General features: G+C 61.7%; 24 protein-coding genes and 1 tRNA gene. 14 read left to right on the top strand and 11 right to left on the bottom strand.

The annotated features are described in order from the left end of the window. Positions 1-22: 22 nt before the first annotated feature. The gene (locus ACH107_RS08625; protein ID WP_412505486.1) at positions 23-766 is read right to left on the bottom strand and encodes a GNAT family N-acetyltransferase; all 744 of its coding nucleotides are present in this window, start codon (positions 764-766) and stop codon (positions 23-25) included. Positions 767-844: 78 nt separating this feature from the next. Continuing rightward, positions 845-1,300, bottom strand: a complete 456-nt coding sequence (locus tag ACH107_RS08620) for an outer membrane protein assembly factor BamE (RefSeq protein ID WP_412505485.1) — start codon at positions 1,298-1,300, stop codon at positions 845-847. 78 nt (positions 1,301-1,378) lie between these two features. On the opposite strand from ACH107_RS08620, the gene ACH107_RS08615 reads away from it, so the two are divergent. The 8 genes from ACH107_RS08615 to ACH107_RS08580 all read left to right on the top strand — a co-directional run bounded on the left by ACH107_RS08615 (position 1,379) and on the right by ACH107_RS08580 (position 7,100). Beyond that, positions 1,379-1,942, top strand: a complete 564-nt coding sequence (locus tag ACH107_RS08615; protein ID WP_412505484.1) for a YceD family protein — start codon at positions 1,379-1,381, stop codon at positions 1,940-1,942. 152 nt (positions 1,943-2,094) lie between these two features. Further along, positions 2,095-2,301 carry a 50S ribosomal protein L32 gene (rpmF, locus tag ACH107_RS08610; protein WP_412505483.1) on the top strand — a complete coding sequence of 69 codons (207 nt, stop codon included), beginning with the start codon at positions 2,095-2,097 and terminating at the stop codon, positions 2,299-2,301. 21 nt (positions 2,302-2,322) lie between these two features. Next, positions 2,323-3,432 carry a phosphate acyltransferase PlsX gene (gene plsX / locus ACH107_RS08605; protein ID WP_412505482.1) on the top strand — a complete coding sequence of 370 codons (1,110 nt, stop codon included), beginning with the start codon at positions 2,323-2,325 and terminating at the stop codon, positions 3,430-3,432. Then, a complete protein-coding gene (locus ACH107_RS08600; RefSeq protein WP_412505481.1) occupies positions 3,432-4,400 on the top strand; it encodes a beta-ketoacyl-ACP synthase III in 969 nt (322 codons plus the stop codon). Before plsX ends, ACH107_RS08600 begins: the two co-directional genes overlap by 1 nt. 110 nt (positions 4,401-4,510) lie before the next feature. Continuing rightward, entirely contained in the window at positions 4,511-4,813 is a 303-nt protein-coding gene (ihfA, locus tag ACH107_RS08595; RefSeq protein ID WP_412505480.1) for an integration host factor subunit alpha, read from the top strand. 11 nt (positions 4,814-4,824) lie between these two features. Next, the gene (locus tag ACH107_RS08590) at positions 4,825-5,817 is read left to right on the top strand and encodes a MerR family transcriptional regulator (RefSeq protein WP_412505479.1); all 993 of its coding nucleotides are present in this window, start codon (positions 4,825-4,827) and stop codon (positions 5,815-5,817) included. 56 nt (positions 5,818-5,873) lie between these two features. Next, positions 5,874-5,950, top strand: a tRNA-Pro gene (locus ACH107_RS08585). Between the two features lie 76 nt (positions 5,951-6,026). Next, positions 6,027-7,100 carry a 2'-deoxycytidine 5'-triphosphate deaminase gene (locus ACH107_RS08580; RefSeq protein ID WP_412505478.1) on the top strand — a complete coding sequence of 358 codons (1,074 nt, stop codon included), beginning with the start codon at positions 6,027-6,029 and terminating at the stop codon, positions 7,098-7,100. Between the two features lie 15 nt (positions 7,101-7,115). Here ACH107_RS08580 and ACH107_RS08575 read toward each other — a convergent pair whose 3' ends face one another. The 7 genes from ACH107_RS08575 to ACH107_RS08545 form a co-directional block, all read right to left on the bottom strand. Beyond that, positions 7,116-7,319: a hypothetical protein gene (locus ACH107_RS08575; protein WP_412505477.1), complete on the bottom strand. Its 204-nt coding sequence runs from the start codon at positions 7,317-7,319 to the stop codon at positions 7,116-7,118. A gap of 94 nt (positions 7,320-7,413) precedes the next feature. Then, positions 7,414-8,073 (bottom strand): SMC-Scp complex subunit ScpB, encoded by a 660-nt coding sequence (gene scpB, locus ACH107_RS08570; RefSeq protein ID WP_412505476.1) that lies wholly within the window; start codon positions 8,071-8,073, stop codon positions 7,414-7,416. After that, positions 8,066-8,866 (bottom strand): segregation and condensation protein A, encoded by an 801-nt coding sequence (locus ACH107_RS08565; RefSeq protein ID WP_412505475.1) that lies wholly within the window; start codon positions 8,864-8,866, stop codon positions 8,066-8,068. The genes scpB and ACH107_RS08565 overlap by 8 nt, the downstream gene beginning before the upstream one ends. Continuing rightward, on the bottom strand, positions 8,856-9,887 hold the full coding sequence (locus tag ACH107_RS08560; RefSeq protein ID WP_412505474.1) for a glycoside hydrolase family 3 N-terminal domain-containing protein: 1,032 nt from the start codon (positions 9,885-9,887) through the stop codon (positions 8,856-8,858). Before ACH107_RS08560 ends, ACH107_RS08565 begins: the two co-directional genes overlap by 11 nt. Beyond that, positions 9,863-10,759: an SPOR domain-containing protein gene (locus tag ACH107_RS08555; protein ID WP_412505473.1), complete on the bottom strand. Its 897-nt coding sequence runs from the start codon at positions 10,757-10,759 to the stop codon at positions 9,863-9,865. The genes ACH107_RS08560 and ACH107_RS08555 overlap by 25 nt, the downstream gene beginning before the upstream one ends. An 82-nt stretch (positions 10,760-10,841) precedes the next feature. Beyond that, entirely contained in the window at positions 10,842-12,587 is a 1,746-nt protein-coding gene (gene argS, locus ACH107_RS08550; protein WP_412505472.1) for an arginine--tRNA ligase, read from the bottom strand. A 75-nt stretch (positions 12,588-12,662) separates the two neighbouring features. Continuing rightward, positions 12,663-13,832 (bottom strand): deoxyguanosinetriphosphate triphosphohydrolase, encoded by a 1,170-nt coding sequence (locus ACH107_RS08545; RefSeq protein WP_412505471.1) that lies wholly within the window; start codon positions 13,830-13,832, stop codon positions 12,663-12,665. A gap of 76 nt (positions 13,833-13,908) precedes the next feature. On the opposite strand from ACH107_RS08545, the gene ACH107_RS08540 reads away from it, so the two are divergent. Continuing rightward, a complete protein-coding gene (locus ACH107_RS08540; protein WP_412505470.1) occupies positions 13,909-14,232 on the top strand; it encodes a HesB/IscA family protein in 324 nt (107 codons plus the stop codon). 108 nt (positions 14,233-14,340) lie between these two features. Further along, positions 14,341-15,123, top strand: a complete 783-nt coding sequence (gene xth / locus ACH107_RS08535) for an exodeoxyribonuclease III (protein ID WP_412505469.1) — start codon at positions 14,341-14,343, stop codon at positions 15,121-15,123. Between the two features lie 76 nt (positions 15,124-15,199). Here the strand turns inward: xth and ACH107_RS08530 are convergent, their stop codons facing one another. Both ACH107_RS08530 and dksA read right to left on the bottom strand, forming a co-directional pair. After that, the gene (locus ACH107_RS08530; RefSeq protein ID WP_412505468.1) at positions 15,200-16,369 is read right to left on the bottom strand and encodes an FAD-dependent monooxygenase; all 1,170 of its coding nucleotides are present in this window, start codon (positions 16,367-16,369) and stop codon (positions 15,200-15,202) included. Positions 16,370-16,438: 69 nt separating this feature from the next. Continuing rightward, positions 16,439-16,894 (bottom strand): RNA polymerase-binding protein DksA, encoded by a 456-nt coding sequence (gene dksA, locus ACH107_RS08525; protein WP_412505467.1) that lies wholly within the window; start codon positions 16,892-16,894, stop codon positions 16,439-16,441. A 157-nt stretch (positions 16,895-17,051) separates the two neighbouring features. Between dksA and ACH107_RS08520 the strand changes: the two genes are divergently transcribed. From ACH107_RS08520 to ACH107_RS08505, 4 genes are all read left to right on the top strand, one after another. Continuing rightward, the gene (locus ACH107_RS08520) at positions 17,052-17,891 is read left to right on the top strand and encodes an AAA family ATPase (protein WP_412505466.1); all 840 of its coding nucleotides are present in this window, start codon (positions 17,052-17,054) and stop codon (positions 17,889-17,891) included. Positions 17,892-18,173: 282 nt separating this feature from the next. Beyond that, positions 18,174-19,541 carry a DUF2927 domain-containing protein gene (locus ACH107_RS08515; protein ID WP_412505465.1) on the top strand — a complete coding sequence of 456 codons (1,368 nt, stop codon included), beginning with the start codon at positions 18,174-18,176 and terminating at the stop codon, positions 19,539-19,541. Positions 19,542-19,723: 182 nt separating this feature from the next. Further along, positions 19,724-20,908 (top strand): vWA domain-containing protein, encoded by a 1,185-nt coding sequence (locus tag ACH107_RS08510; RefSeq protein ID WP_412505464.1) that lies wholly within the window; start codon positions 19,724-19,726, stop codon positions 20,906-20,908. A gap of 301 nt (positions 20,909-21,209) precedes the next feature. Beyond that, complete coding sequence (locus tag ACH107_RS08505) at positions 21,210-21,890, top strand: M48 family metallopeptidase (RefSeq protein ID WP_412505463.1); 681 nt, start codon at positions 21,210-21,212, stop codon at positions 21,888-21,890. Positions 21,891-21,906 lie beyond the last annotated feature (16 nt).

Below are 21,906 nucleotides of genomic sequence, written 5' to 3'. Positions count from 1 at the left end.
CCGACGCCCCGACGCCGTCAAGTTACTGCGCGACAGCCCGCAACAGCTGCTGGCGCATCTTTGGTATCGCCCCGATTTCGAGCCCGGTGAAAACGTGAAGCGTGCCGAGGTCCCTGTCGACGACCGCGTGATCGCTGACCCACCCCCCCATCAAAAGGTACGTCCGCAGCAGCGGCGGCATGCGCCGCATGGCTTTGCGCCGGTCCTCGTCAGCGCGTTCGGGCGCCTGTGCGAATCGGAATATCGTAGGGGCCTTGATCTTGGGCCGCCAGCAGCGTGGCGCGATATGCTTCTGCTTCAACAATGCGAACACGTCGAGGTAATCTTCGGCGTTGATGCCGGTGAACGACGAACAGCCGAACAGCATCCCGATCCCTTGATCGTCGACATACCGCGTCATTGCTCCCCACGCGACGCGCAGGATGTCCGGGTCGCGCATGCCGGGGCATATGCAGAAACGTCCCATCTCGACCATCGGCTCGGTGAATTCGGTTAACGCCGAAAGGTCATAGAACTGAGCTGAATAGGTACGATCAATCTGCTTGCCGTGCGCAAGTGGCACCAGCCTGTAGCAGCACACGAGTTCGTCGGTATCGATATTCTCGACGAGGACGTGGATGCACAGATCATCGAATTTGTCCTGATCAAGCTCGCCGGGCCGGTCGCTGCCGACGAACGCGGATTGGCGCAACCGCTGTGCGGCCTGCCTGTCGTCAAGGTCCCGGGCGGCACGCGCCCTGTATCGGCCCTTCTGCAATGGCGTCATGGGTCACCCCGGATCGCTTGCTGCAACGCTACCGCCGTCACAGGTCGCACACAATTCATGACACCCTTGTGACGCGGCTCAGTCGAACAGTTCGCCCGGGTTGAAGTTTCCGAGGTTCTTGAAGAGTTGCCGGAGGAAACCTCGTCCGACAACAGAAGAATCGGTGACCCGACGGGTCAAAGGCACGACGCGCCCTTCCTCCAGCCCGAAGCGTTCGATATTCGCGATCGTGTCCGCATCGTCGAAACTGATGGCCACGACCTGCCGCTCCACTACTTCGGGTGCGAATGCGCCATAATGACGGAAGCGGCTGCTCACGTAATAGTAATCGCCGTCACTCAGCATGCCGGAGGCCGATGGCGCGCCGATGACATCATCGACGGTGGAGCGTGTGTCGACGCCGACGACAAGCGCGGAAAGTTGCTCGTCGCTCGGCGTATACCCATGTTTGCGAAAGGTCGCGCTGCACGCCGCGACAACAGCGACACAGACGAAAGCCGCGATCAACCGCGCGCGAATTCTGCTAACAAACATGCATATCCTCTTGATACGGCGGCCGCCGGCCTTTTATTGGCTTATAGCAATGTGACCCATGGGTTCAAGAAAGGAAGCGTGTCCACACGCATGGCCAAACACCGACAAGACGCCAAAAGCGTCAGCATTCGTGATATATCGCGCTCGGGCAGTCTATCGTTCGAACTGCGCCCCGATGACGCGGAGCGCGCCGAAATTTCCCGGACACTGGGCTTTGAAAAGATTCGCAAACTGTCTTTCAGCGGAACGCTCGGGGTGACAGGCAATGACGACGTCGTGCTGGAGGCCAAGCTCGGGGCGACAGTCACGCAGAAATGCGTCGCAACGCTTGATCCTGTCACCACCCGGATAGACACGAGTGTCATACGGCGTTTCGTGGACGACATGGTGGAGCCGGGCCCGGGCACCGAAACCGAAATGCCCGAGGACGACACAATCGATCCTTTGCCCGGCCTCGTCGACCTGCAGAAGATCATGATCGAAACACTCGCGCTAGAGGCGCCAGACTATCCGCGCCGGGACGACGCCGAGCCAATAACGGTGACGGCGACACCACCCGGCGCCGCCCCTATCACGGACGCCGACACGAAACCCTTCGCCGCGCTCGAGGAACTCAAGCACAAACTGAACCGCAACGATTGACCGCGAAAAACCGCTTGCCGTCGCCTTGTTTCGCTGTATTCTCGCGGCTTCACCGGAATTTGGGGTTGAACCGGCGGCTTTTCACCGATTAAAGGCCGCTAGGAACCCGCGAAACTTGGCCCGAGCGGCCTTTAGCAGATTGAGGTTGAGACATGGCTGTCCAACAGAACAAGGTATCGAAATCCCGCCGGAACAACCGCCGCGCCCATGACGCGCTTGTCGCCGACAATCCGAACGAATGCCCCAACTGCGGCGAACTGAAGCGTCCGCACCACGTGTGTGCCGCGTGCGGTCACTATGCGGATCGCGAGGTGGTGAGCATGGTTGACGAGGTCGATCTGGACGACGACGCGGCTTAACGACCGAGGACTGCCGCGCGCATGGCCGCAAGTCAGGATCAAACGCAGGCCGGTGTGGGGCGCACTATCATCTCGGTAGATGCCATGGGGGGTGATATGGGCCCCTCGGCCGTTGTCGCCGGCATTGCCAGTTCAGCCCGGAAAAACCCGGATATCGGTTTCATCCTGCACGGCCCCGAAGACCAGCTGACGCGGCTGGTTGCCCGCCGCAGGCATCTGGCGGGACGGTGCGAGATCCGCGATGCGCAGGACGTTGTCGCGATGGAGGACAAGCCGAGCAACGTGCTGCGGCAGGGTCGAAACACGTCGATGTGGTCCGCACTGGAATCCGTGCGGAATGGCGAGGCGACGGTGTGCGTTTCCTGCGGCAACACCGGCGCTTTGATGCTCCTGTCGGTGATGCGGCTGCGGAAACTTCCCGGCATTTACCGACCGGCCATCGCGGTTATGTGGCCGTCGCAGAATCCTCAGAACTTCAATATCATGCTGGATGGCGGCGCCGACATTCGCGCGGATGCCAAGGACCTGATGCAATATGCGCTCATGGGCGCATCATACGCGCGCAACGGCTTTGGCTTGTCACGACCCCGCATCGGCCTGTTGAACGTCGGCACGGAGGAACACAAGGGCCGTGCCGAACTGAAGGAAGCCCATGACTTGATCGCCGCCAATGCCAAGCACGCCGACTTCGAGTTCGTGGGTTTCGTCGAGGGCCGGGATCTGCCCGGCACGGTGTGCGACGTGATCGTCACCGACGGGTTCACCGGGAACGTCGCACTGAAAACCGGTGAGGGAATTGCGAAACTCATCACGGACCTTCTTCGCGAAGCGTTCCGCTACACCCCGCTTTCGCGTCTCGCCTCGATCCTGGCGTACACATCGCTTAGGCGTCTCAAGAAACGCGTGGATCCGCGCAGAGCCAACGGGGGGGTGTTCCTCGGCCTAAACGGAACTGTCGTCAAATCACACGGCGCTGCCGATGCAACCGGCGTTTCGGCGGCGGTTAAGCTGGCATTCCAGCTTGCGCAGTCGGGCTTTTCGGACAAACTGGCGGCTCGGGTTGCATCTGCGTCGCTGCTGGACCAAGATGCCGCGATCGAGGGATCAGCCGACACTGGAATGAAACTATGATGCGCGCCGTTGTGAAGGGTGTCGGGCACTACTTGCCGGAACGTGTCGTGCCCAATTCGGAATTCGAGGAAACACTCGAAACCTCGGACGAGTGGATCCGCACGCGCTCGGGTATCGAAAGACGTCACTTCGCAGCCGATGACGAAAGCACCTCGGACCTGGCGGTCAATGCCGCGCGGTCCGCACTGGCAAATGCCGAGATCGACGTGGACTCGGTTGACGGTGTTATCGTCGCCACGTCGACGCCCGACCTCACCTTCCCCGCCGTCGCGACGATCGTTCAGCAGAAACTGCAGATGAACCACGGTTTCGGCTTCGACGTCCAAGCCGTTTGTGCGGGATTCGTTTACGCGCTCGCCGCTGCGAACGCCATGATCGTTTCCGGGCAGGCCCGGCGTCTTCTTGTCATAGGTGCTGAAACGTTCAGCCGCATCATGGACTGGTCGGATCGATCCACGTGCGTGCTGTTCGGCGACGGCGCCGGGGCCATCGTGCTGGACGCGGCAGAGGGCGACGGAACGAGTGCCGATCGCGGGCTCCTGTCAACCGATCTCAATTCCGACGGCCGTTACCGGGACATGCTGTACGTCGATGGCGGCGTTTCCACGACGGGAACATCGGGCAAGTTGCGCATGCAGGGCAATCCTCTGTTCAGACAGGCCGTGGCGAAGTTGACGAGCACCGCGGATGCAGCGCTTGAAAAGGCGGGGCTTTCCGCTCGGGACATTGACTGGATCGTCCCGCACCAGGCAAACATTCGTATAATTCAGGGGACGGCCAAGAAGATGGGCATCCCCATGGATCACGTCATCGTGACGGTGCAGGACCATGGCAATACCTCGGCGGCATCCATTCCGCTGGCCCTTTCGGTGGGCGTTGCCGACGGCAAGATCAGGCGCGGTGACATCGTCCTGTCCGAAGCGATTGGCGGCGGGCTTGCCTGGGGGGCGGTCGTCCTTCGCTGGTAAGCGCCCGCCTAAAAGGCCGAAATCATTCTCTTAAATAGTGTTCTTCAGGTGGTTGGCGTTGACAGGTCGTTTTCTTCCAACCTAGAGTTCGGGAAACGCAGGGGGACGTGATGAGCGACAAGACCTTGACCCGGATGGACCTGAGCGAAGCCGTGTTTCGTGAAGTGGGTCTTTCGAGGAACGACTCCGCGCAACTTGTCGAGAGTGTTCTCGAGCACATGTCCGACGCGCTCGTTCAGGGTGAACAGGTGAAAATTTCCTCTTTCGGGACTTTCTCGGTTCGCGACAAGTCAGCGCGTATCGGCCGCAACCCCAAGACAGGCGAGGAGGTGCCGATCAATCCGAGACGCGTACTGACATTCCGCCCGTCACACCTGATGAAAGACCGGGTCGCGGCGGGGAACAAGCGCTAGCCGAGCAGACAATGGCAAAATCCGCCGATGCCTTTCGTACGATAAGCGAAGTAGCCGATTGGCTGGAAACGCCGGCGCACGTGCTGCGGTTCTGGGAAAGCAAGTTCAGCCAGATCAAACCGGTCAAACGCGCCGGCGGTCGACGGTACTATCGACCTTCTGACATGCAGCTTCTCGGCGGGATCAAGAAACTGCTGCACGACGATGGCATGACCATAAAAGGCGTCCAGAAAGTGCTGCGCGAACAGGGCGTCAAGCATGTGGCGGCGTTTTCCCAACCGCTTGACGGGACAATCACCATTGATACTGATCCGATCGGTACGGACGCGCCGGAAGATACGTCAATGAACGTGGTCGACATGCAAACACGCGCAAACGCGGCTGCCGATGAAGAAAGCGCGCCCGGTTCGCAATCGTCGTCCTTCGACGACGCTGACGACCGCGCGGATGCACCCGAAGACTCCGTCGTGCCGGCAGCTGGCTTGGGTGAAGATCCCGACACGACCTCGGCCTCGGCGCCTGACCTCTTCTCGGTTGCTGCCCAGCCTTCGGACGAGACACCCACCCTGGAACCGGGCGACGACGCTCAGCCATCCGACCCTGCTGTCTCTTCGGAGGAAAACATGCAGGCAGAGGCCGCTCCACAGGACCCGCTTTCCGTGCGCGCGGAGGAAACGCCGCCGACCGACGATCCAACGACCGTTTCCCAGGCACGGACGACAGACGAAGCCGACGCGGGTTCCGCCGAAACAGACGCGGAGCAGACCGCGGATGAGCAAACCTTGCCGGTCGGCAACGAAACTGGCAGCGCCAAGAAGTTCAAATTGCCGGATTTGCCACCTGACCCTTCAGACGATGTTACCGGCCCTGAAGGCATCCTGACGAAGTTGCACAAGCTCCAAGGCAACCTGACGCCGGCGGTTTTCGGTGATGCGCAGAACCTGCTGAAGCGTCTCCAGCGTATCGCGCAAGGTGACGGCCCGAACACACGTGACAATGGTTGAAAATTGGGATTTACCCCTTGTCCCCATTCTCAAAAAAGGTATGAAGCGTGCATCGGCGGGCTATGGCGCAGCCTGGTAGCGCGTCCGTCTGGGGGACGGAAGGTCGCAGGTTCGAGTCCTGCTAGCCCGACCACTAAAATCCTTACCGCCGACCCGAACATTGTCCGCGTTGCGCAGCACAAGCGCGCTTGGTCCGAAATGGAGGCGACATGACAGGGGTTTTGGCCAGTCAGCAGATCGCCGCCCTCATCGGGGATGGCAGTATTTCGGCGTCAAATCCCATATCGTCCGACCAGATACAGCCCGCCAGCCTAGACCTGAGACTGGGACACATCGCGTATCGCGTGCGTGCCTCCTTTCTTGCCGGGCAAGGGCATACCGTGCTGGACCGGCTGGACGAACTGGAAATGCACCGGATCGACCTGACGGATGGTGCCGTACTTGAAAAAGGCTGCGTTTACGTTGTCCCGTTGATGGAACGGCTCCGGTTGCCCGAACAGGTGCATGCCGTTGCCAATGCGAAATCGTCAACCGGGCGTCTCGACCTTCTGACACGAACCATCATCGATGGCGGAACAGAGTTCGACCGCATCCCGGCGGGGCATGACGGGGCCTTGTACGCGGAGATCTGCCCGCGCTCCTTCTCGGTACTGGTCCGCCCGGGAATGAAACTGAACCAGATCAGGTTCAGGAATGGCCAATCGTTGCTTTCGGACGAAACACTTCGCAAGCTCCATGGCGAAACGCCGCTTGTCGACGAAAAGGCGATAATCGACAACGGCTTGGGTTTCTCGGTTGATTTGAAACCGACGGGCTCGTCGCTTGTGGGGTATCGCGCCAAACCGCATACCGGACTCATTGATCTGGACAGGACCAATCACTACACCATCTCGGATTTCTGGGAAGAGGTGCACTCCGATACCGGGCGCATCGTACTTGACCCGGGCGCGTTCTACATTCTTGTCAGCCGAGAGGCCGTACACATCCCCCCCGACTACGCGGCCGAAATGGCGCCGTATCTGGCAATGGTCGGCGAGTTCCGGGTTCACTATGCCGGGTTCTTCGACCCCGGGTTCGGCCACGACCCCGCAGGCGGTGCGGGATCACGTGGCGTGCTCGAAGTGCGCTGTCACGAGGCGCCTTTCGTTCTGGAGCATGGACAGGTTGTTGGGCGGCTGGTCTTTGAACGGATGGATCAAACCCCGGATCACCTGTACGGTGCCGACGTCGCGTCGAATTATCAAGGTCAGGGCCTCAAGCTGGGCAAGCATTTCAAGACTTGACCGCGGGGCGCGCGGTTACATGCGGCCGACCCGGCGCGCCACCTTGAGCGACTTCTTGGCCCGCTTCGCCGTATCCTGGCTCTGCGCGTCATCTTCGGCAGCCGGACGGCCTTTGCCCATCTTGTTACCGACAGCATTGATGCCGGCATTGATGCCCTTCCCGACCACGCGACGCATCACAACGCGCACAACCATGTTTATCACCTGATTGGCATTCATGGCGCTTCTCCCTTTCCTGCCTTTATCTTACTAATTCTGAACCGTGCGTTTTTCTTGGCAAGTCCACGATCAGAAAATGTTTTTTCCAAGGCCTTCAATCCTCGAAAAGTTCGCTCTGCCCCGCATCGGGCGCCTCATCTGCGTCGGCATCGCCTTCGCCGAATTGTGGAACGGCACCGGGGGGCGGGCGGCTTTCCAGAAGACCGGCCGACCGCAATTCTTTCAATCCCGGCAAGTCCCGTGCGGATTCAAGCCCGAAATTATCCAGAAATGCCTGCGTCACGACGAAGGTCACCGGTCGCCCCGGCGTCATCTTGCGGCGCCCGATACGTATCCAGTCCATTTCGAGCAATTGATCGACCGTGCCTCGGCTTACCGAAACGCCCCTTATTTCCTCGATTTCAGCGCGTGTTACGGGCTGGTGATAGGCGACGATCGCCAGCGTCTCGATCGCGGCGCGCGACAGCTTGCGCGTTTCGACGGTTTCCTTGTGCATCAGGAACCCGAGATCCGCGGCTGTCCTGATGGCCCACGCATCCCCGACTTTCACGACATTCACGCCCCGGCCCTCGTACCGTTCACGCAAATGCGCCATAGCATCGGCCGCGTCGCATCCATGCGGCATCCTCGCTTCCATTTCCTGCGTGGTCACCGGCTCGGACGTCGCGAACAGGATCGCCTCGCACATCCGCTCCTGTTCGGCTATGGTCGGCGCCTGGAACAAGCTGTCCTCTTGCGGTGCGTCGTCATCCATGTGGTCTATCCTTGCGCCGCACTTCGATCGGGGCGTATGCCTCCTTCTGCCTGAGTTCTGCCCTGCCCTCCTTGACCAGTTCGAGGGAGGCCGCGAACGTCGACGCGGTCGCGGAGCGAAGGCGCGCAGGGTCGCCCTTGAAATCTTCGGGCAGATAGACCGAGATGTCCGTCCACGTGCCGGCAAAACCTATGAGCCCGCGCATCCGTTCCAATGCCTGCTCGAGGGTCAGAACTGACTCGCGGTCCATCACGTAAGGTCGGAATTCGTCCCTTGTCCGGATACGCGCATATCCCTGCATCAAATCCAGCAAAGTCGCGGTGTAGGTGACGCGTTTGACCCGGGTCACATCCTCCGGAAGACCACGCGGGAAGAAATCCCTGCCCAACCTGTCACGCGCCATGAGTTTTGCAGCGGCATCGCGCATGGCTTGCAAGCGTTCGAGCTGGAATGCGAGATGCGCGGCGAGTTCGTCGCCCGTGGGCCCTTCCTCTTCCGGGTCCGGCGGCAACAGGAGGCGGGACTTCAAGAACGCCAGCCACGCGGCCATGACAAGATAATCGGCCGCCAGTTCGATCCGCAGCGCCTTGGCCTTTTCAACGAAAGCAAGGTATTGCTGTGCGAGTTCGAAAACCGAGATCTTTCGCAGATCGACCTTCTGTGTACGACTGAGCGTCAGCAACAGGTCCAGCGGCCCCTCGAAGCCGTCGACATCCACGACAAGCGTCTCCGCGGCCATCCTGTCCGCGACGCTTACGATTCCGCCTGTTTCCTCGACGTCGTCAACAGCCATTGCTCAGCCCGCGCATTGCGGAATCCAGTTTTTCCTCGAGCTGTGAAATGTCAACCGTGTCGGGATCGCGTCGCCATGACAGCGCGCGGGCGGCGCGCTGCGCGCCGACACCCGTGAGCCTGCCCGCCGCGTCGGCCACTTGCTCTTTCTGTGCCAGATCGCCGTTGCAGTGCAGAACCACATCGCAACCCGCCGCGCGCGCCCGGATCGCGCGGTCGGCCAAGGTGCCTTCAAGGGCGTTCATCGACAGGTCATCGGTCATTACCAACCCGTCGAAACCGATCTCGTCCCGGATCGCTGCCATGACCACAGGTGACAGGGTCGCCGGGCGCGAATCCATTGCCGTGTAAACGACATGCGCCGTCATGCCCATCGGCAGATCAGCCAGTTCCGAGAACGGCAAGAAGTCCTCCGCCCCGAGCGCGTCATGCGCCGCCGTAACAACAGGCAGCCCCTTGTGACTGTCCTCGGTCGCCCGCCCGTGGCCGGGCATGTGCTTGAGCACGGGCAACACGCCACCGTGCAGCAGCCCGTCCGATACGGCCCTGCCGATATCGGCAACATCCCGGGCATCGAAGCCATAGCACCGATCGGTCAGGAAAGAGTGGGTTTCAGGCGTGGCAACGTCCACCAAAGGGGCGCAATTGCTGTCTATTCCCAGATCACGCAATTCGGCGGCGATGATGCGATAGCGCAGATACATGACGTCCCAGGCGCGGCCGCCGGATGCGCGGACATGTTCGAGCGGCGTTGGCCATTCCCGCCACGTGGGCGCTTTCAGGCGTTGGACGCGCCCGCCTTCCTGATCGATCAGGACGGGCGCGTCATGGCCGGCAGCATCCCGCAACTCGCGGCAAAGCGCCTTCACTTGCCCGACTGACTTGATATTACGCGCGAACAGGATGAATCCAAAAGGCGTCACACGGCCGAAGAATTTTTGCTCCTGACGGGTCAGCCGTGGCCCCAGCGGGTCGAATATGCAAGCGCCTTGCGTGGTCACCGCGAAACCACGGGGATGCATTCAGCATCTTCGGCAACCAGTGCGGAGCAAAACCGCCGTGCATCGCCGAGATCCGCAAAACCCATGGCCCGGAGCCGGTAAAAAATGCGCCCACCGCTTTCGGCCCTTTGCACGACCCGTTGCTTGTTGGTGAGGAACTCGCCGAACTCGTCCTTGAGCCGGCCCCATTCCTTTTCGGCGATCTCGGCGCTTTCGAAAGCGCCCAACTGCGCAAGACGGGTCCCGACGGGGACGCTTTCGGCATCCATGACATCAGGCGATGTAACCGGTCCGGACGCCGCTGTTTTTTTCAAGACCTCCGGACGCACCTGCGGCCTGAGAGACATCGCAAGTCCGGCTTGCTGTTTCTCGCTGTCGGCCGACGGTGCCTCCGCTCCGGACCGGGCGGCATGCGCGGCGTCGACCTCCACTTCTTCGGAAACACGCTGATCGGCTGCGCCGAGCGATACGAACTGCACCTGACCTGCCCCGCCGTCGCCGCTTCCGTCTTCGTCTGAAACCCCGCTTTCCCCCTTGGCCAGAACGGTCAATGACGCGGCATCCTCAATCGACAAGTCCAGCGGTTCGGGGGCCAGGATCAACCTGTCGGCCGGGTCGGCGGCCGTGCCTTCGGCGGCCACGTCGTTCACGGCCAGACCCTGATTCAGCGCGGGTCGCCCCCCGGGATCATCGGGCTGGACCCGTAACGGCCCTTCTACGGCCCTGACAACGGGAACGCCGCTGACATCCCGGACGATCAACTTGTAGCCCCAGACACCCATCCCGATTATCAGGGCAAGGGATACCGCCCCGCCCACGAGATTCGCCGCGGTAGAAATGCGCCTTGTGCGCCCGGAGTCGGCCGGGAGGGCTGATTGCTGATGCTCTGCCATGTCTCGCCTCTCTGCCACCGGCGATACAAGGCCGCCGGGGTCATTGACTGCTGCCTCACATCCCCGGCGCTTCCGGCGTTCTTCAGCGCATCTCTTCCACCGGGGTCACGCCAAGAATACCAAGACCGGCGGAAATAACAACGGTTACAGCTCGGGCAAGAGCAATTTTCGCCTGTGACGCGGCCGCATCGTCCTCCTGCAGGAAACGCAGGGCCGGCTCGTCGTTGCCACGGTTCCAGAGGGCATGCAGCTCGCTGGCCAGATCGTAAAGATAAAAGGCGATCCGGTGCGGCTCATGGGTTCGGCCCGCGATTTCGACAAGGCGCGGCCACTCGGCAACCTTTTTCGCCACGGTGATCTGCATGTCATGTGTCAGGCGCGACAGCTCTGCCGCCCCCAGCACCGCATCATCGACCTCGATGCCGGCCTCCCGCGCCTTGCGAAGCACCGAGTGCACCCGCGCATTGGCGTATTGCACATAGAACACCGGGTTTTCCTTGGACTGTTCCAGCACCTTGTCGAAATCGAAATCCAGCGGCGCATCGTTCTTGCGTGTCAGCATCACGAAGCGCGTCACGTCGGCGCCCACCTGATCGACGACGTCGCGCATCGTGACAAAGGTACCCGCCCGCTTGGACATCTTGAAAGGCTTGCCGTCCTTGTAGAGCTTGACCAGCTGGGTCAGCTTGATGTCCAGGGGGACCCGATCATCCGACAGGGCGCTGACTGCCGCCTTCATGCGCTTCACATACCCGCCGTGATCCGCGCCGAACACGTCGATGAGTTCATCGAAGCCCCTTGAAATCTTGTTGTAGTGGTACGCGATATCCGGCGCGAAATATGTCCAGCTTCCGTCGGATTTCCGGATGGGACGGTCCACGTCATCACCATGCTCGGTGGATCGAAACAAGGTTTGTTCGCGCGGTTCCCAGTCTTCGGGTTTCTTGCCCTTGGGCGGCTCAAGGACACCCTTGTAAATCAGCCCCTTTTCATCGAGCGCGCGGATCGCCTCCTCGATCAGGCCTGTCCCGTAAAGCGATTTCTCGGAATAGAAATAGTCCATCGTGACCCCGAGAGCGGCGAGGTCTTCGCGGATCAGCCGCATCATGCGATCCGTCGCGAAATCCCGCACCTCGGCGAGCCAGACGGCTTCGGGCTGACCCACATAAGCGTCGCCGACCTCCTCCTTGAGGGCTTGGCCGACGGGCACGAGGTAATCGCCGGGATATGTGCCGTCCTCGAAGGCGACAGCCTGTCCGTGGGCCTCGAGATACCTGAGGTAGACGGAACGCGCGAGCACATCCACCTGCACCCCGCCATCATTGATGTAGTATTCCCGGGTGACGTCGTACCCGACAAAGTCCAGCAGACTTGCCAGAGCGTCGCCGAAAACGGCGCCGCGCGTGTGCCCCACATGAAGCGGACCCGTCGGGTTGGCGCTCACGTATTCCACGTTGACCCCGCGCCCGCCGCCCAAATCGGAGCGGCCGAAATCGGCCCGCTGGTGCAGGGCCGCACGCAGGACACGGTGCCATTCGGCATCCGCCAGACGCAGGTTGAGAAAACCCGGACCGGCAACCGATGCCTCGGACACACGGGCGTCGCCGGAAAGACGGGTTGAGAGCGCCTCGGCGATGTCACGCGGTTTGCGGCCCGCCGGCTTGGCCAGCACCATGGCGGCGTTGGTGGCCATATCGCCATGCGCCGGATCGCGCGGGGGCTCGACCGCGACATGTCCGAAATCCAGACCGGCAGGCAGCTCGCCCGCATCCTGCATCGCCTTCAGCGAATCGATGACCAACACCCTGATGTCGGTGAAGAGGTTCATTGGGAAATCCTTATCTCGTCGCAGCGGGTTTAACACCGCCATACCCCGCGTCAATCACCAGACAGGCGGTACCCGTCACACGCCGCCCCGCGCACGCGTACTGTCCGCGCCGCCAAGAAGGCGCGCGTGGCTTTCGAGTGCGAAACGGTCAGTCATGCCGGCGATGTAATCGCAGACAAGCCGCGCCAGGGCGGTTTCGTTCCCGGCCGCTTCCACATCTCCGCGCCACCGAACCGGCAGGAACTCCGGCGATCCCAGATAAAAGCCGAAAAGCTCTTCGACCACGGCAGTAACACGCTCCCGCATTTCCAAGATGGAGGGGGCACGGTACATGCGCCGGAAAAGAAACGAGCTTATGACACCCAGATCCTCTGCAAGCGAGTCCGAAAACCGGATGACGGGCTCGCGCAACGCGCGGACCTGGTCGACCGAGTTCGGCGCGAGGTCATCAAGCAGCGTCCGGGACGTTTCGATGACATCCGCGACCATCATGCCGAAAACGCGCCGCAACGCCTCGTGCCTCCGCCGATACGGATCAAGGCCCGGGTAAAGCGAATCCACCTCGGCAAAACAGGCGCCAACGATCGGCAATTGCGCGATCTCGGCCTCCGAGAAAAGACCGGCGCGCAGGCCATCATGCAGATCGTGATTGTTATAGGCAATATCGTCCGACAGGGCCGCGACCTGCGCTTCGGCGCTTGCATGGCTGTCAAGCTCAAGACAATGCGCGGCATCATACTCGGCCAGGGCATATGGCAACACGCCCGTCACGGGGCCGTTGTGCTTGGCGATGCCTTCCAGCGTGTCCCATGTCAGGTTCAGGCCGTCAAAAGCCGCGTAATGACGTTCGAGCGACGTGACGATACGGATGGTCTGGGCGTTGTGATCGAAGCCGCCGAAAGGCGCCATGCGGGCGTTCAGCGCCTCCTCCCCCGTATGTCCGAAAGGCGTGTGGCCGAGGTCATGGGCGAGCGCCACCGCCTCGGTCAGTTCCTGATTCAGGCCGAGCGCGCCGGCAATCGTGCGCGCGACTTGCGCAACTTCGATCGAATGCGTGAGGCGCGTGCGAAAATAATCACCTTCATGTTCGACGAAAACCTGCGTCTTGTGCTTCAGGCGGCGAAACGCGCTCGAATGAATGATCCGATCGCGATCCCGCTGATAGCAGGATCGAAACGCGCTCTCCCCTTCTTCGACCAGCCTGCCCCGCGCACGGGCTGGATCGGATGCGTAGGGCATCTGCATGTGACCTGTCCTTGTAGACTATTCCAAGCTGACATATATTGGGGTATGTAAGGTTAGAAAACCACCGGGGGTCACGATGCAACTGCCACCCAACGTAACAGAGCGCGCATTCTCACGCCTTTCCGAAATCGGCGCCAGCGACCAGGGACAGGCCCTGCGCGTCGCGGTAGAAGGGGGCGGATGTTCGGGTTTCCAGTATGACATAAAGCTGGACGTTCCCGCCGAGGATGATCTCGTGCTCGAGGGGCGTGGGCAGAAAGTCGTCGTGGATTCGGTATCTCTCCCGTTCCTCGCCGGAGCGACCATAGACTTCACCGAGGAACTGATCGGCGCGCGGTTCACAATCGACAATCCGAACGCCAGCAGCTCCTGCGGGTGCGGTACGTCATTCGCCATGTAGCCGGGCCTTGCACATCGTGGCGTTGGTGATCGCGCGAAAATTTCCGCGCTCCCTTGCCTTGGAAGAGCGCCTAAGCGATAGAGCCGTCACGGGCGCAAAGGGGCCAGCATGAAAATCGCTTCGTTCAACATCAACGGCATCAAGGCCCGGATCCGCGCACTCAGCGACTGGCTGGACGAAGCGCAACCCGATATCGTGTTGTTGCAGGAAATCAAATCCACCGATGCGGGGTTTCCCACCGAACACTTCGAGGACATGGGGTATGCCGTTGAAACCCACGGGCAGAAGAGTTTCAACGGCGTCGCGATCCTGTCCCGACACCCGCTGGAGGACGTGACACGTGGCCTGCCCGGCGATGACAGCGACGAGCAGGCACGGTGGATCGAGGCCACTGTGACAGGTGACAGGACGGCGATACGCGTTTGCGGCCTCTATTTGCCCAACGGCAATCCTGCCCCGGGTCCAAAGTACGATTACAAACTTTCATGGATGGAACGGCTGCGTCAGCGGGCGTCGGATTTGTTGTCAGCCGAAGAACCCGCCCTGATGGCCGGCGACTACAACATCATCCCGCAGGACGAGGACGCCAAGAACCCGGACGCGTGGCGTGAGGACGCGCTTGCGCTGCCCCAAAGCCGTGCCGCCTTTCGCCGCATTGTGAACCTAGGTTTCACCGATGCCTTCCGCGCCCGTCACAGCGGAGATGGGCATTACACCTTCTGGGATTATCAGGCAGGCGCGTGGAACCGCGATCACGGCATCCGCATTGATCATTTACTTTTGACCCCGCAAGCTGCGGACTCGATGACAGATTGCGGCATAGATCGATCGGTTCGAGGCCGCGAAAAGCCATCGGACCATGTGCCGGTCTGGGTCGATCTCGACGTTTGAGGCACCTGCGCCGACATGGTGGCGCTGCAACTGTTAGCGGCCAACGGTTTCGGCTGAACCGACTGAGGCAAGTCTTTCAGTTCTTCACCGCGTCGTAGTCGTAAATCCACCGGAATTGTTTCAGAACTTGCCGCGGCGCCATCATTCCAGCCAGCCTCATGCCGGTGTGAAGCACGCCTCTGAGAGGCCGAAACGCGACATGGTAGCGCCACCCGTTCTTGTTGGCGGTTGCAACGATCTTGCGCGCGCGGTGTTCGCGCCGCCCCTGATATACCGATAAAGCCCGGCCGAGCTCCGTTTCGCGCTCGAGACTATCCGCCACGATCCACGCATCCTCGAGCGCCATGCAGGCGCCCTGTGCCATGAACGGCAGGGTCGGATGCGCGGCATCACCCAGAATGGCGAGCCCCTCGTCATGCCATCTGGACGCGACCGGGTGCCGGAAAAGCCCCCAGAGGTTAACGCTATCCACGCGCGCCAAGAGTTCCTGAATTTCCTTGCTGAAATCCCCGAAAGCGGCCCTGAGCGCAACGGGATCATCCCGCTGGCTCCAGCTCTCGGGTGTCCAGGCTGCGCGCTCTTGAACGGCGACGAGGTTCAATTCCTGCCCACCCCGTAACGGGTATGTCACCACATGCCGATGCGGGCCCATGTAAACCTGAACCTCACCGTCTTGCCGTGACGTGTAAGCCGGGATGACGGCACGCCAGGCGACCTGACCCGTGAAAAACGGCGTACCGGCACCATTGAGGGCGGTGCGCACGACCGAATGCAGCCCGTCTGCCCCGATGACAAGGTCAGCCGTCATGACCGCGCCGTTCGTCAACTTGATGGTCGGGGGCGCGCCCGGCGCGACATGATCGACCCTTTGCAAGAAACGGATGCGAACCCCGGCAGCCCGCGCCCCCGTGGCAAGCAGTTCTATGAGGTCCGCGCGATGGACGAAGTGGTAATGGTCGCTGTCAAGAAGCCCGAGATCCAGGCGTATGACCTCGCCGCCTCGATAATCCCTCAACCTTACCGCGCTCCCGCGAACCGATATGGCCTCGAGGCGCCGGCCCAGACCGAGCGCATCCATCACCCGGAACCCGTTGGGACTGATCTGCAAGCCCGCGCCGACTTCTCGGATCGCGTCAGCCTGTTCAAGGACCGTGACATCGGCGCCGCGCATCGCCAAGGTCCGGGCAGCGGCCAACCCGCCGATACCCGCGCCAATCACCACAACTTTCAAACCGCTCAGTGTCATTTTCGCGTCACATGAAAAACGCCGGAGCCTACGCCCCGGCGTCAGCCTCGTTTGCTTTCCGGCGCGGGCTCACTCGTCGCGATGAACTTTTTCGCGGCGTTCGTGACGCTCCTGCGCTTCTAGGCTCATCGTCGCGATCGGTCTGGCGTCCAGCCGCTTGAGGCTGATCGGTTCGCCCGTCACCTCGCAATAGCCGTATTCACCTTCCTCGATACGGCGCAGGGCCGCGTCGATCTTGGCGACCAGCTTGCGCTGCCGATCCCGGGTGCGAAGTTCGAGCGCCCTGTCCGTCTCTTCGCTGGCGCGGTCCGCCACGTCGGGAATCGCACGTGTACCGTCCTGAAGCCCCTCGATCGTGTCCCGGCTGCCCTCGAGAAGCTCGTTCTTCCAGGCCAAAAGTTTCCTGCGGAAGTACTCCGTCTGCCGCTCGTTCATGAATGGTTCGTCTTCGGCCGGGCGGTAATCCTCGGGTAGAAAGACTTCGGCTTTCATGTCAGCTCCTTCATCAAGGCCAACGTCTGGCATGGTCGTCTCCTCAGACATGTGGCACGCCTTGGCGGTGCACTTACACCCGCAGATCAGGAATGTCACTACACAATCACGCCGCATTGATGTGTTTTCCCTTTGCGACTAATGTACGCCGAGCGCGATGCAGGCTTGCAGTGGAGAGGGTTGAAAAACAATGAAATTCGAGGGAACGGACGCGTACGTGGCGACCGATGACCTGAACGTGGCGGTGAACGCCGCGGTCACGCTGGAACGTCCATTGCTCGTCAAGGGGGAGCCCGGCACCGGCAAGACCGAACTGGCGCGTCAAGTGGCCAGCGGACTCGGGCTGCCGATGATCGAGTGGAACATCAAATCCACGACCAAGGCGCAACAGGGCCTCTACGAGTACGACGCCGTGAGCCGCCTTCGCGATAGTCAGTTGGGCGACGAAAAGGTTCACGACGTTCGCAATTACATCCGGCGCGGCAAACTCTGGGAAGCGTTCACGGCTGACATGAAAGTCGTGCTGCTCATCGACGAAATCGACAAGGCGGACATCGAGTTCCCGAATGACTTGCTTCAGGAGCTCGACCGCATGGAGTTTCACGTCTACGAAACCGGCGAAACCGTCCGTGCACAACAACGCCCGATCGTCATCATAACGTCCAACAACGAGAAGGAATTACCGGACGCCTTCCTGCGGCGCTGTTTCTTCCACTACATCCGGTTTCCCGACATGGAAACGATGAAACGGATTGTCGAGGTCCACCACCCCGGCCTCAAGGACGCGCTGCTGACCACCGCACTCACCCAGTTCTACGAACTCCGCGAGCAGGCAGGCCTCAAGAAGAAACCATCGACGTCCGAGGTTCTTGACTGGCTCAAGCTTATCCTCGCGGAGGACTTGGATGCCGAGGACCTCAAGCGCGACGGGGCCGCCGCGCTGCCCAAACTTCACGGCGCGCTGCTCAAGAACGAACAGGATGTCCACATGTTCGAACGTCTCGCCTTCATGGCACGACGGCCACGCTGATTGCCGGGTCCCGGGGAGAAACGAATGCCGTCGCCCGCCAAACTGCGCATCCCCAGATGGCGATCGACGGGCACCGCACAAGAACACCGTTTTGCCGCGGAGGTTCCCAATACAGGTCACTATCCTCGGGGACAGTCGGTCATGTCCGAACCCGGCCGCGAGCGCACGGGCGCCGACGTGACATGTGCCCACGTCGTACGCTCCCACAATCGAGGCCGGTGCAGGACGTGTCGCGGCCAGCCCACCCCCGCGCGCGAAGCAAACATCGGTCTCGGAACGTTCATGCGGCATGCCATCCTGCCTTTCTGCATTCTGTTGGGCGCCTGCGCGCCCAGCAATAGCGGTGACGTTCCTTCCCGCGCAGCCACGCCGCGGGCAAGCGCGATGCCGGAGATGAAGGCGTTTCCGCCAACACGGCCGGCGAAACCGCAACGCGCCAACCAAGATATCGCGCGCGACTTTCTCGATCTCACTTTCAAGCTCGAGTCCGGCCGCGTGCTGGAACGCTTCACCCGCTTCGAGGAGCCGATCTCGATCCGTGTTACCGGCGCGCCGCCTCCGACGCTCATCCCGGACCTCGAGCGACTTCTGAAGCGTCTTCGCAAAGAGGCACAGATCGACATTCGTCGCACGGCACAGGAACCCGCGAACATCACCGTGGAGGCGGTATCGAGGGCACGGATCCGGCAGCACTTGCCAAAAGCCGCCTGTTTCGTCGTTCCGAACATATCAAGCCTGTCCGAGTACCGCAGGTTGCGCCACAGCCGCCACACGAGCTGGAGCAAACTTTCGCAACGACGCAGGCTGGCAATTTTCATCCCGAACGACACGAGCCCGCAAGAGGTGCGCGACTGCCTCCACGAGGAACTCGCGCAGGCGCTCGGACCGCTCAACGATCTCTATCGGTTGCCCGACAGCGTGTTCAACGACGACAACGTTCACACGGTGCTGACCGGCTTTGACATGTTGGTCCTCAGGGCCTTCTACGCCCCCGAACTCCGCAACGGCATGACCCGCGCGCAGGTGGCCCGACGGCTCCCGGCGATACTGGCGCGCTTGAACCCGGCCGGTGAGCGTAAAGCGGCTTCTGCGCCCAGATCGACATCGCGCGACTGGATAGACGCGATCCAGAAGGCACTCGGCCCCGGTGCACGGCAGGCCGAACGTCTGCTCGCGGCGCTCGACGCGCTCCGCATCGCGCGCGCAAGCGGTTGGCAGGACCATCGACTCGCCTTCAGTCACTTCGCGCTCGGCAGGCTCACACAATCGACCGATCCCGATCTTGCGCGCGATCAGTTTGTCGTGGCCCAAAAACTTTACAAGAACAGTCCGGGAACCGAACTCCATCAGGCCCACGCGGCATCGCAACTTGCCGCGCATGCCATACGCGAAGGCCGCGGCAAGCACGCCCTGACCTTGCTCGAGCCCCATCTGGCAACGGCAAAACGTCATGAAAACGCGGCATTGCTGGCAACGCTGATGATGCTCAAGGCCGAGGCGCTTGAACTGGATGGCCGGGTCGCGGCCGCGCGCACGGTCAGGCTGGACAGTCTTGGCTGGGCGCGCTACGGCTTTGGCGCGGATTGGGCTGTTCGCGCAAAACTGCGCGAGATCGCGATGCTCAACCCGAGGCGCGGACCGAACGGGTAGAAAATCATGATCGTTTTAGTGGGAGCAATCCTTGGTGCGGCAACCGGGGCCATGGTGGCAAGGCGACGCAAGGGTGACACGGCCGACATCCTTCAATACGCCTTTGTCTATTGTGTCGTGTTTGCACTGGCCGCGCTATTCATAACCCTGATAATTCATCGGTCCACCGTCTAGGACGCACCATGTTTCTGCCCTTCTTCGAGAACCTTCGAAAGGCGGGCCTGCCCGTTAGCCTGCGGGAATACCTGACTTTTCTCGAGGCCATGGCCAGCGGTCTCGTTACCTATGACATCGACGGTTTCTACTATCTCGCGCGAAGCGCGATGGTGAAGGACGAGCGGCTCATCGACCGCTTCGACCGCGCTTTTGGCGCCAGCTTCAAGGGGCTTGAGGAAATTTCGGCGGCCGAAGTGCTCAACGCCGTGGACCTGCCGGCGGAGTGGTTGGAGAAACTCGCCGAGAAGCACCTCAGCGAGGAGGAAAAAGCCGGGATCGAGTCGCTCGGCGGTTTCGAGAAGCTGATGGAAACGCTGCGGGAGCGGCTGAAAGAGCAGGAAGGACGCCACCAAGGCGGCAACAAGTGGATCGGGACCGCCGGTACCAGCCCTTTCGGCGCCTATGGCTACAACCCCGAGGGCGTGCGTATCGGGCAGAGGGAATCACGGCATCGTCGTGCCGTAAAAGTCTGGGACAAAAGAGAATTTCGGAACCTCGATGACAGCGTGGAACTGGGAACCCGTAACATCAAGGTCGCCTTGAAGCGGTTGCGCCAATGGGTGCGCGACGGGGCGGAGGACGAGCTGGATCTTGACGGGACGATCCGGGCCACGGCCGAGCACGGCTACCTAGATGTCAAGACGCGGCCCGAGCGCCGCAACGCCGTGAAAGTATTGCTTTTCCTGGATGTCGGGGGCTCGATGGACCCGCATATCAAGGTCGTCGAAGAGCTTTTCAGCGCCGCCCGGACCGAGTTCAAGCATCTGGAATACTACTATTTCCACAATTGTCTGTACGAGGGCGTCTGGCGCGACAATCGCCGCCGGTGGGACAGGCAGACACCGACCGAGGAAGTACTGCGCACCTATGGCCCTGATTACAAATGCATTTTCGTGGGCGACGCCAGCATGAGCCCTTACGAGATCGCTTATCCGGGCGGGGCGAACGAGCATTGGAACCCCGAGGCCGGGCAGGTCTGGCTGGAGCGCGCGCGGGCCCAATGGCCCGACAACCTTTGGATCAACCCGGTCCCCGAGCAGCACTGGGGCTATACGCATTCCATCCGCATGATCCGCGAAATCTTCGAGGACAGGATGGTTCCCATGACCCTCGACGGGCTGGACCGGGGCATGCGGGAGCTTGTCCGCTAGGCGGGTGCGGACCGCCTCTAGCCGGTTGATTAACCACGGAAAATCCTGCTCGGCATCGCGGCGGCGTCGCGTCGGTATCGCGTCAGTGCCACACGCGCCATGCCGGACGGGGGTTAACGTGGCGCGATGACCGGAAAAACCGCGGGGCACGTGCGGCGGCGGGGATCGAGGCACGCGATCCGGGCGCGCATCCCCTGCCCCGTCCCGCCCGTCGCGCCCGTGCGTCACACAGCACGGGAATCGGACCGTCCCCGGCAGGGCGCCGCTTGGCAAGCGCGATCCCCAGCCCATATAAAAGGGTATGCTCCGAATTCTGCCCATCCTCCTGGTCATTCTTTACGGGTACGCGATGTACCGCTTTTCGGTCTGGCGCACCCAGCGGGAGCTGGACGCGCAATCGACCGAACTTGCCGACCCGCGCCTGAAGGCGATGACCGACAAGCTGGCGACCGCGCTCGACCTGCCGCGCATCAAAGTGCACATCTACGAGATCGACCCGGTGAACGGGCTGGCCGCGCCGGACGGGCGAATCTTCATCACGCGCGGGTTCTTCCGCAAGTTCCAACAGGGCGAGGTGAGCGCCGAGGAAATGGCCAGCGTGATCGCGCACGAGCTGGGGCACGTGGCGCTTGGCCATGCGCGGCGCCGGATGATCGATTTCTCGGGGCAGAACGCGTTGCGCACGGCGCTGGCCATGATCCTGAGCCGTTTCCTGCCGGGGATCGGCGTCTGGATCGCCAACGGGCTGACCTCGCTGCTTGCGGCGCGCATGTCGCGCGGGGACGAGTACGAGGCCGACGAATACGCGGCCGCGCTGCTGACCAAGGCCGGGATCGGGACCGAGGCGCAGAAATCGCTCTTTCGCAAGCTTGAGGAGCTGACCAATTCGCGCGGCGGCGCGGCGCCGGCATGGCTGATGAGCCACCCCAAGACGACCGCGCGGATCGCCGCCATCGAGAAGCTGGAAGCCCGCTGGAGCTGAGCGCCCCGGAGACCAT

It is taken from the genome of Roseovarius halophilus (ex Wu et al. 2025) (assembly GCF_047086965.1).
This window is presented reverse-complemented; position numbering and strand designations above follow the sequence as displayed.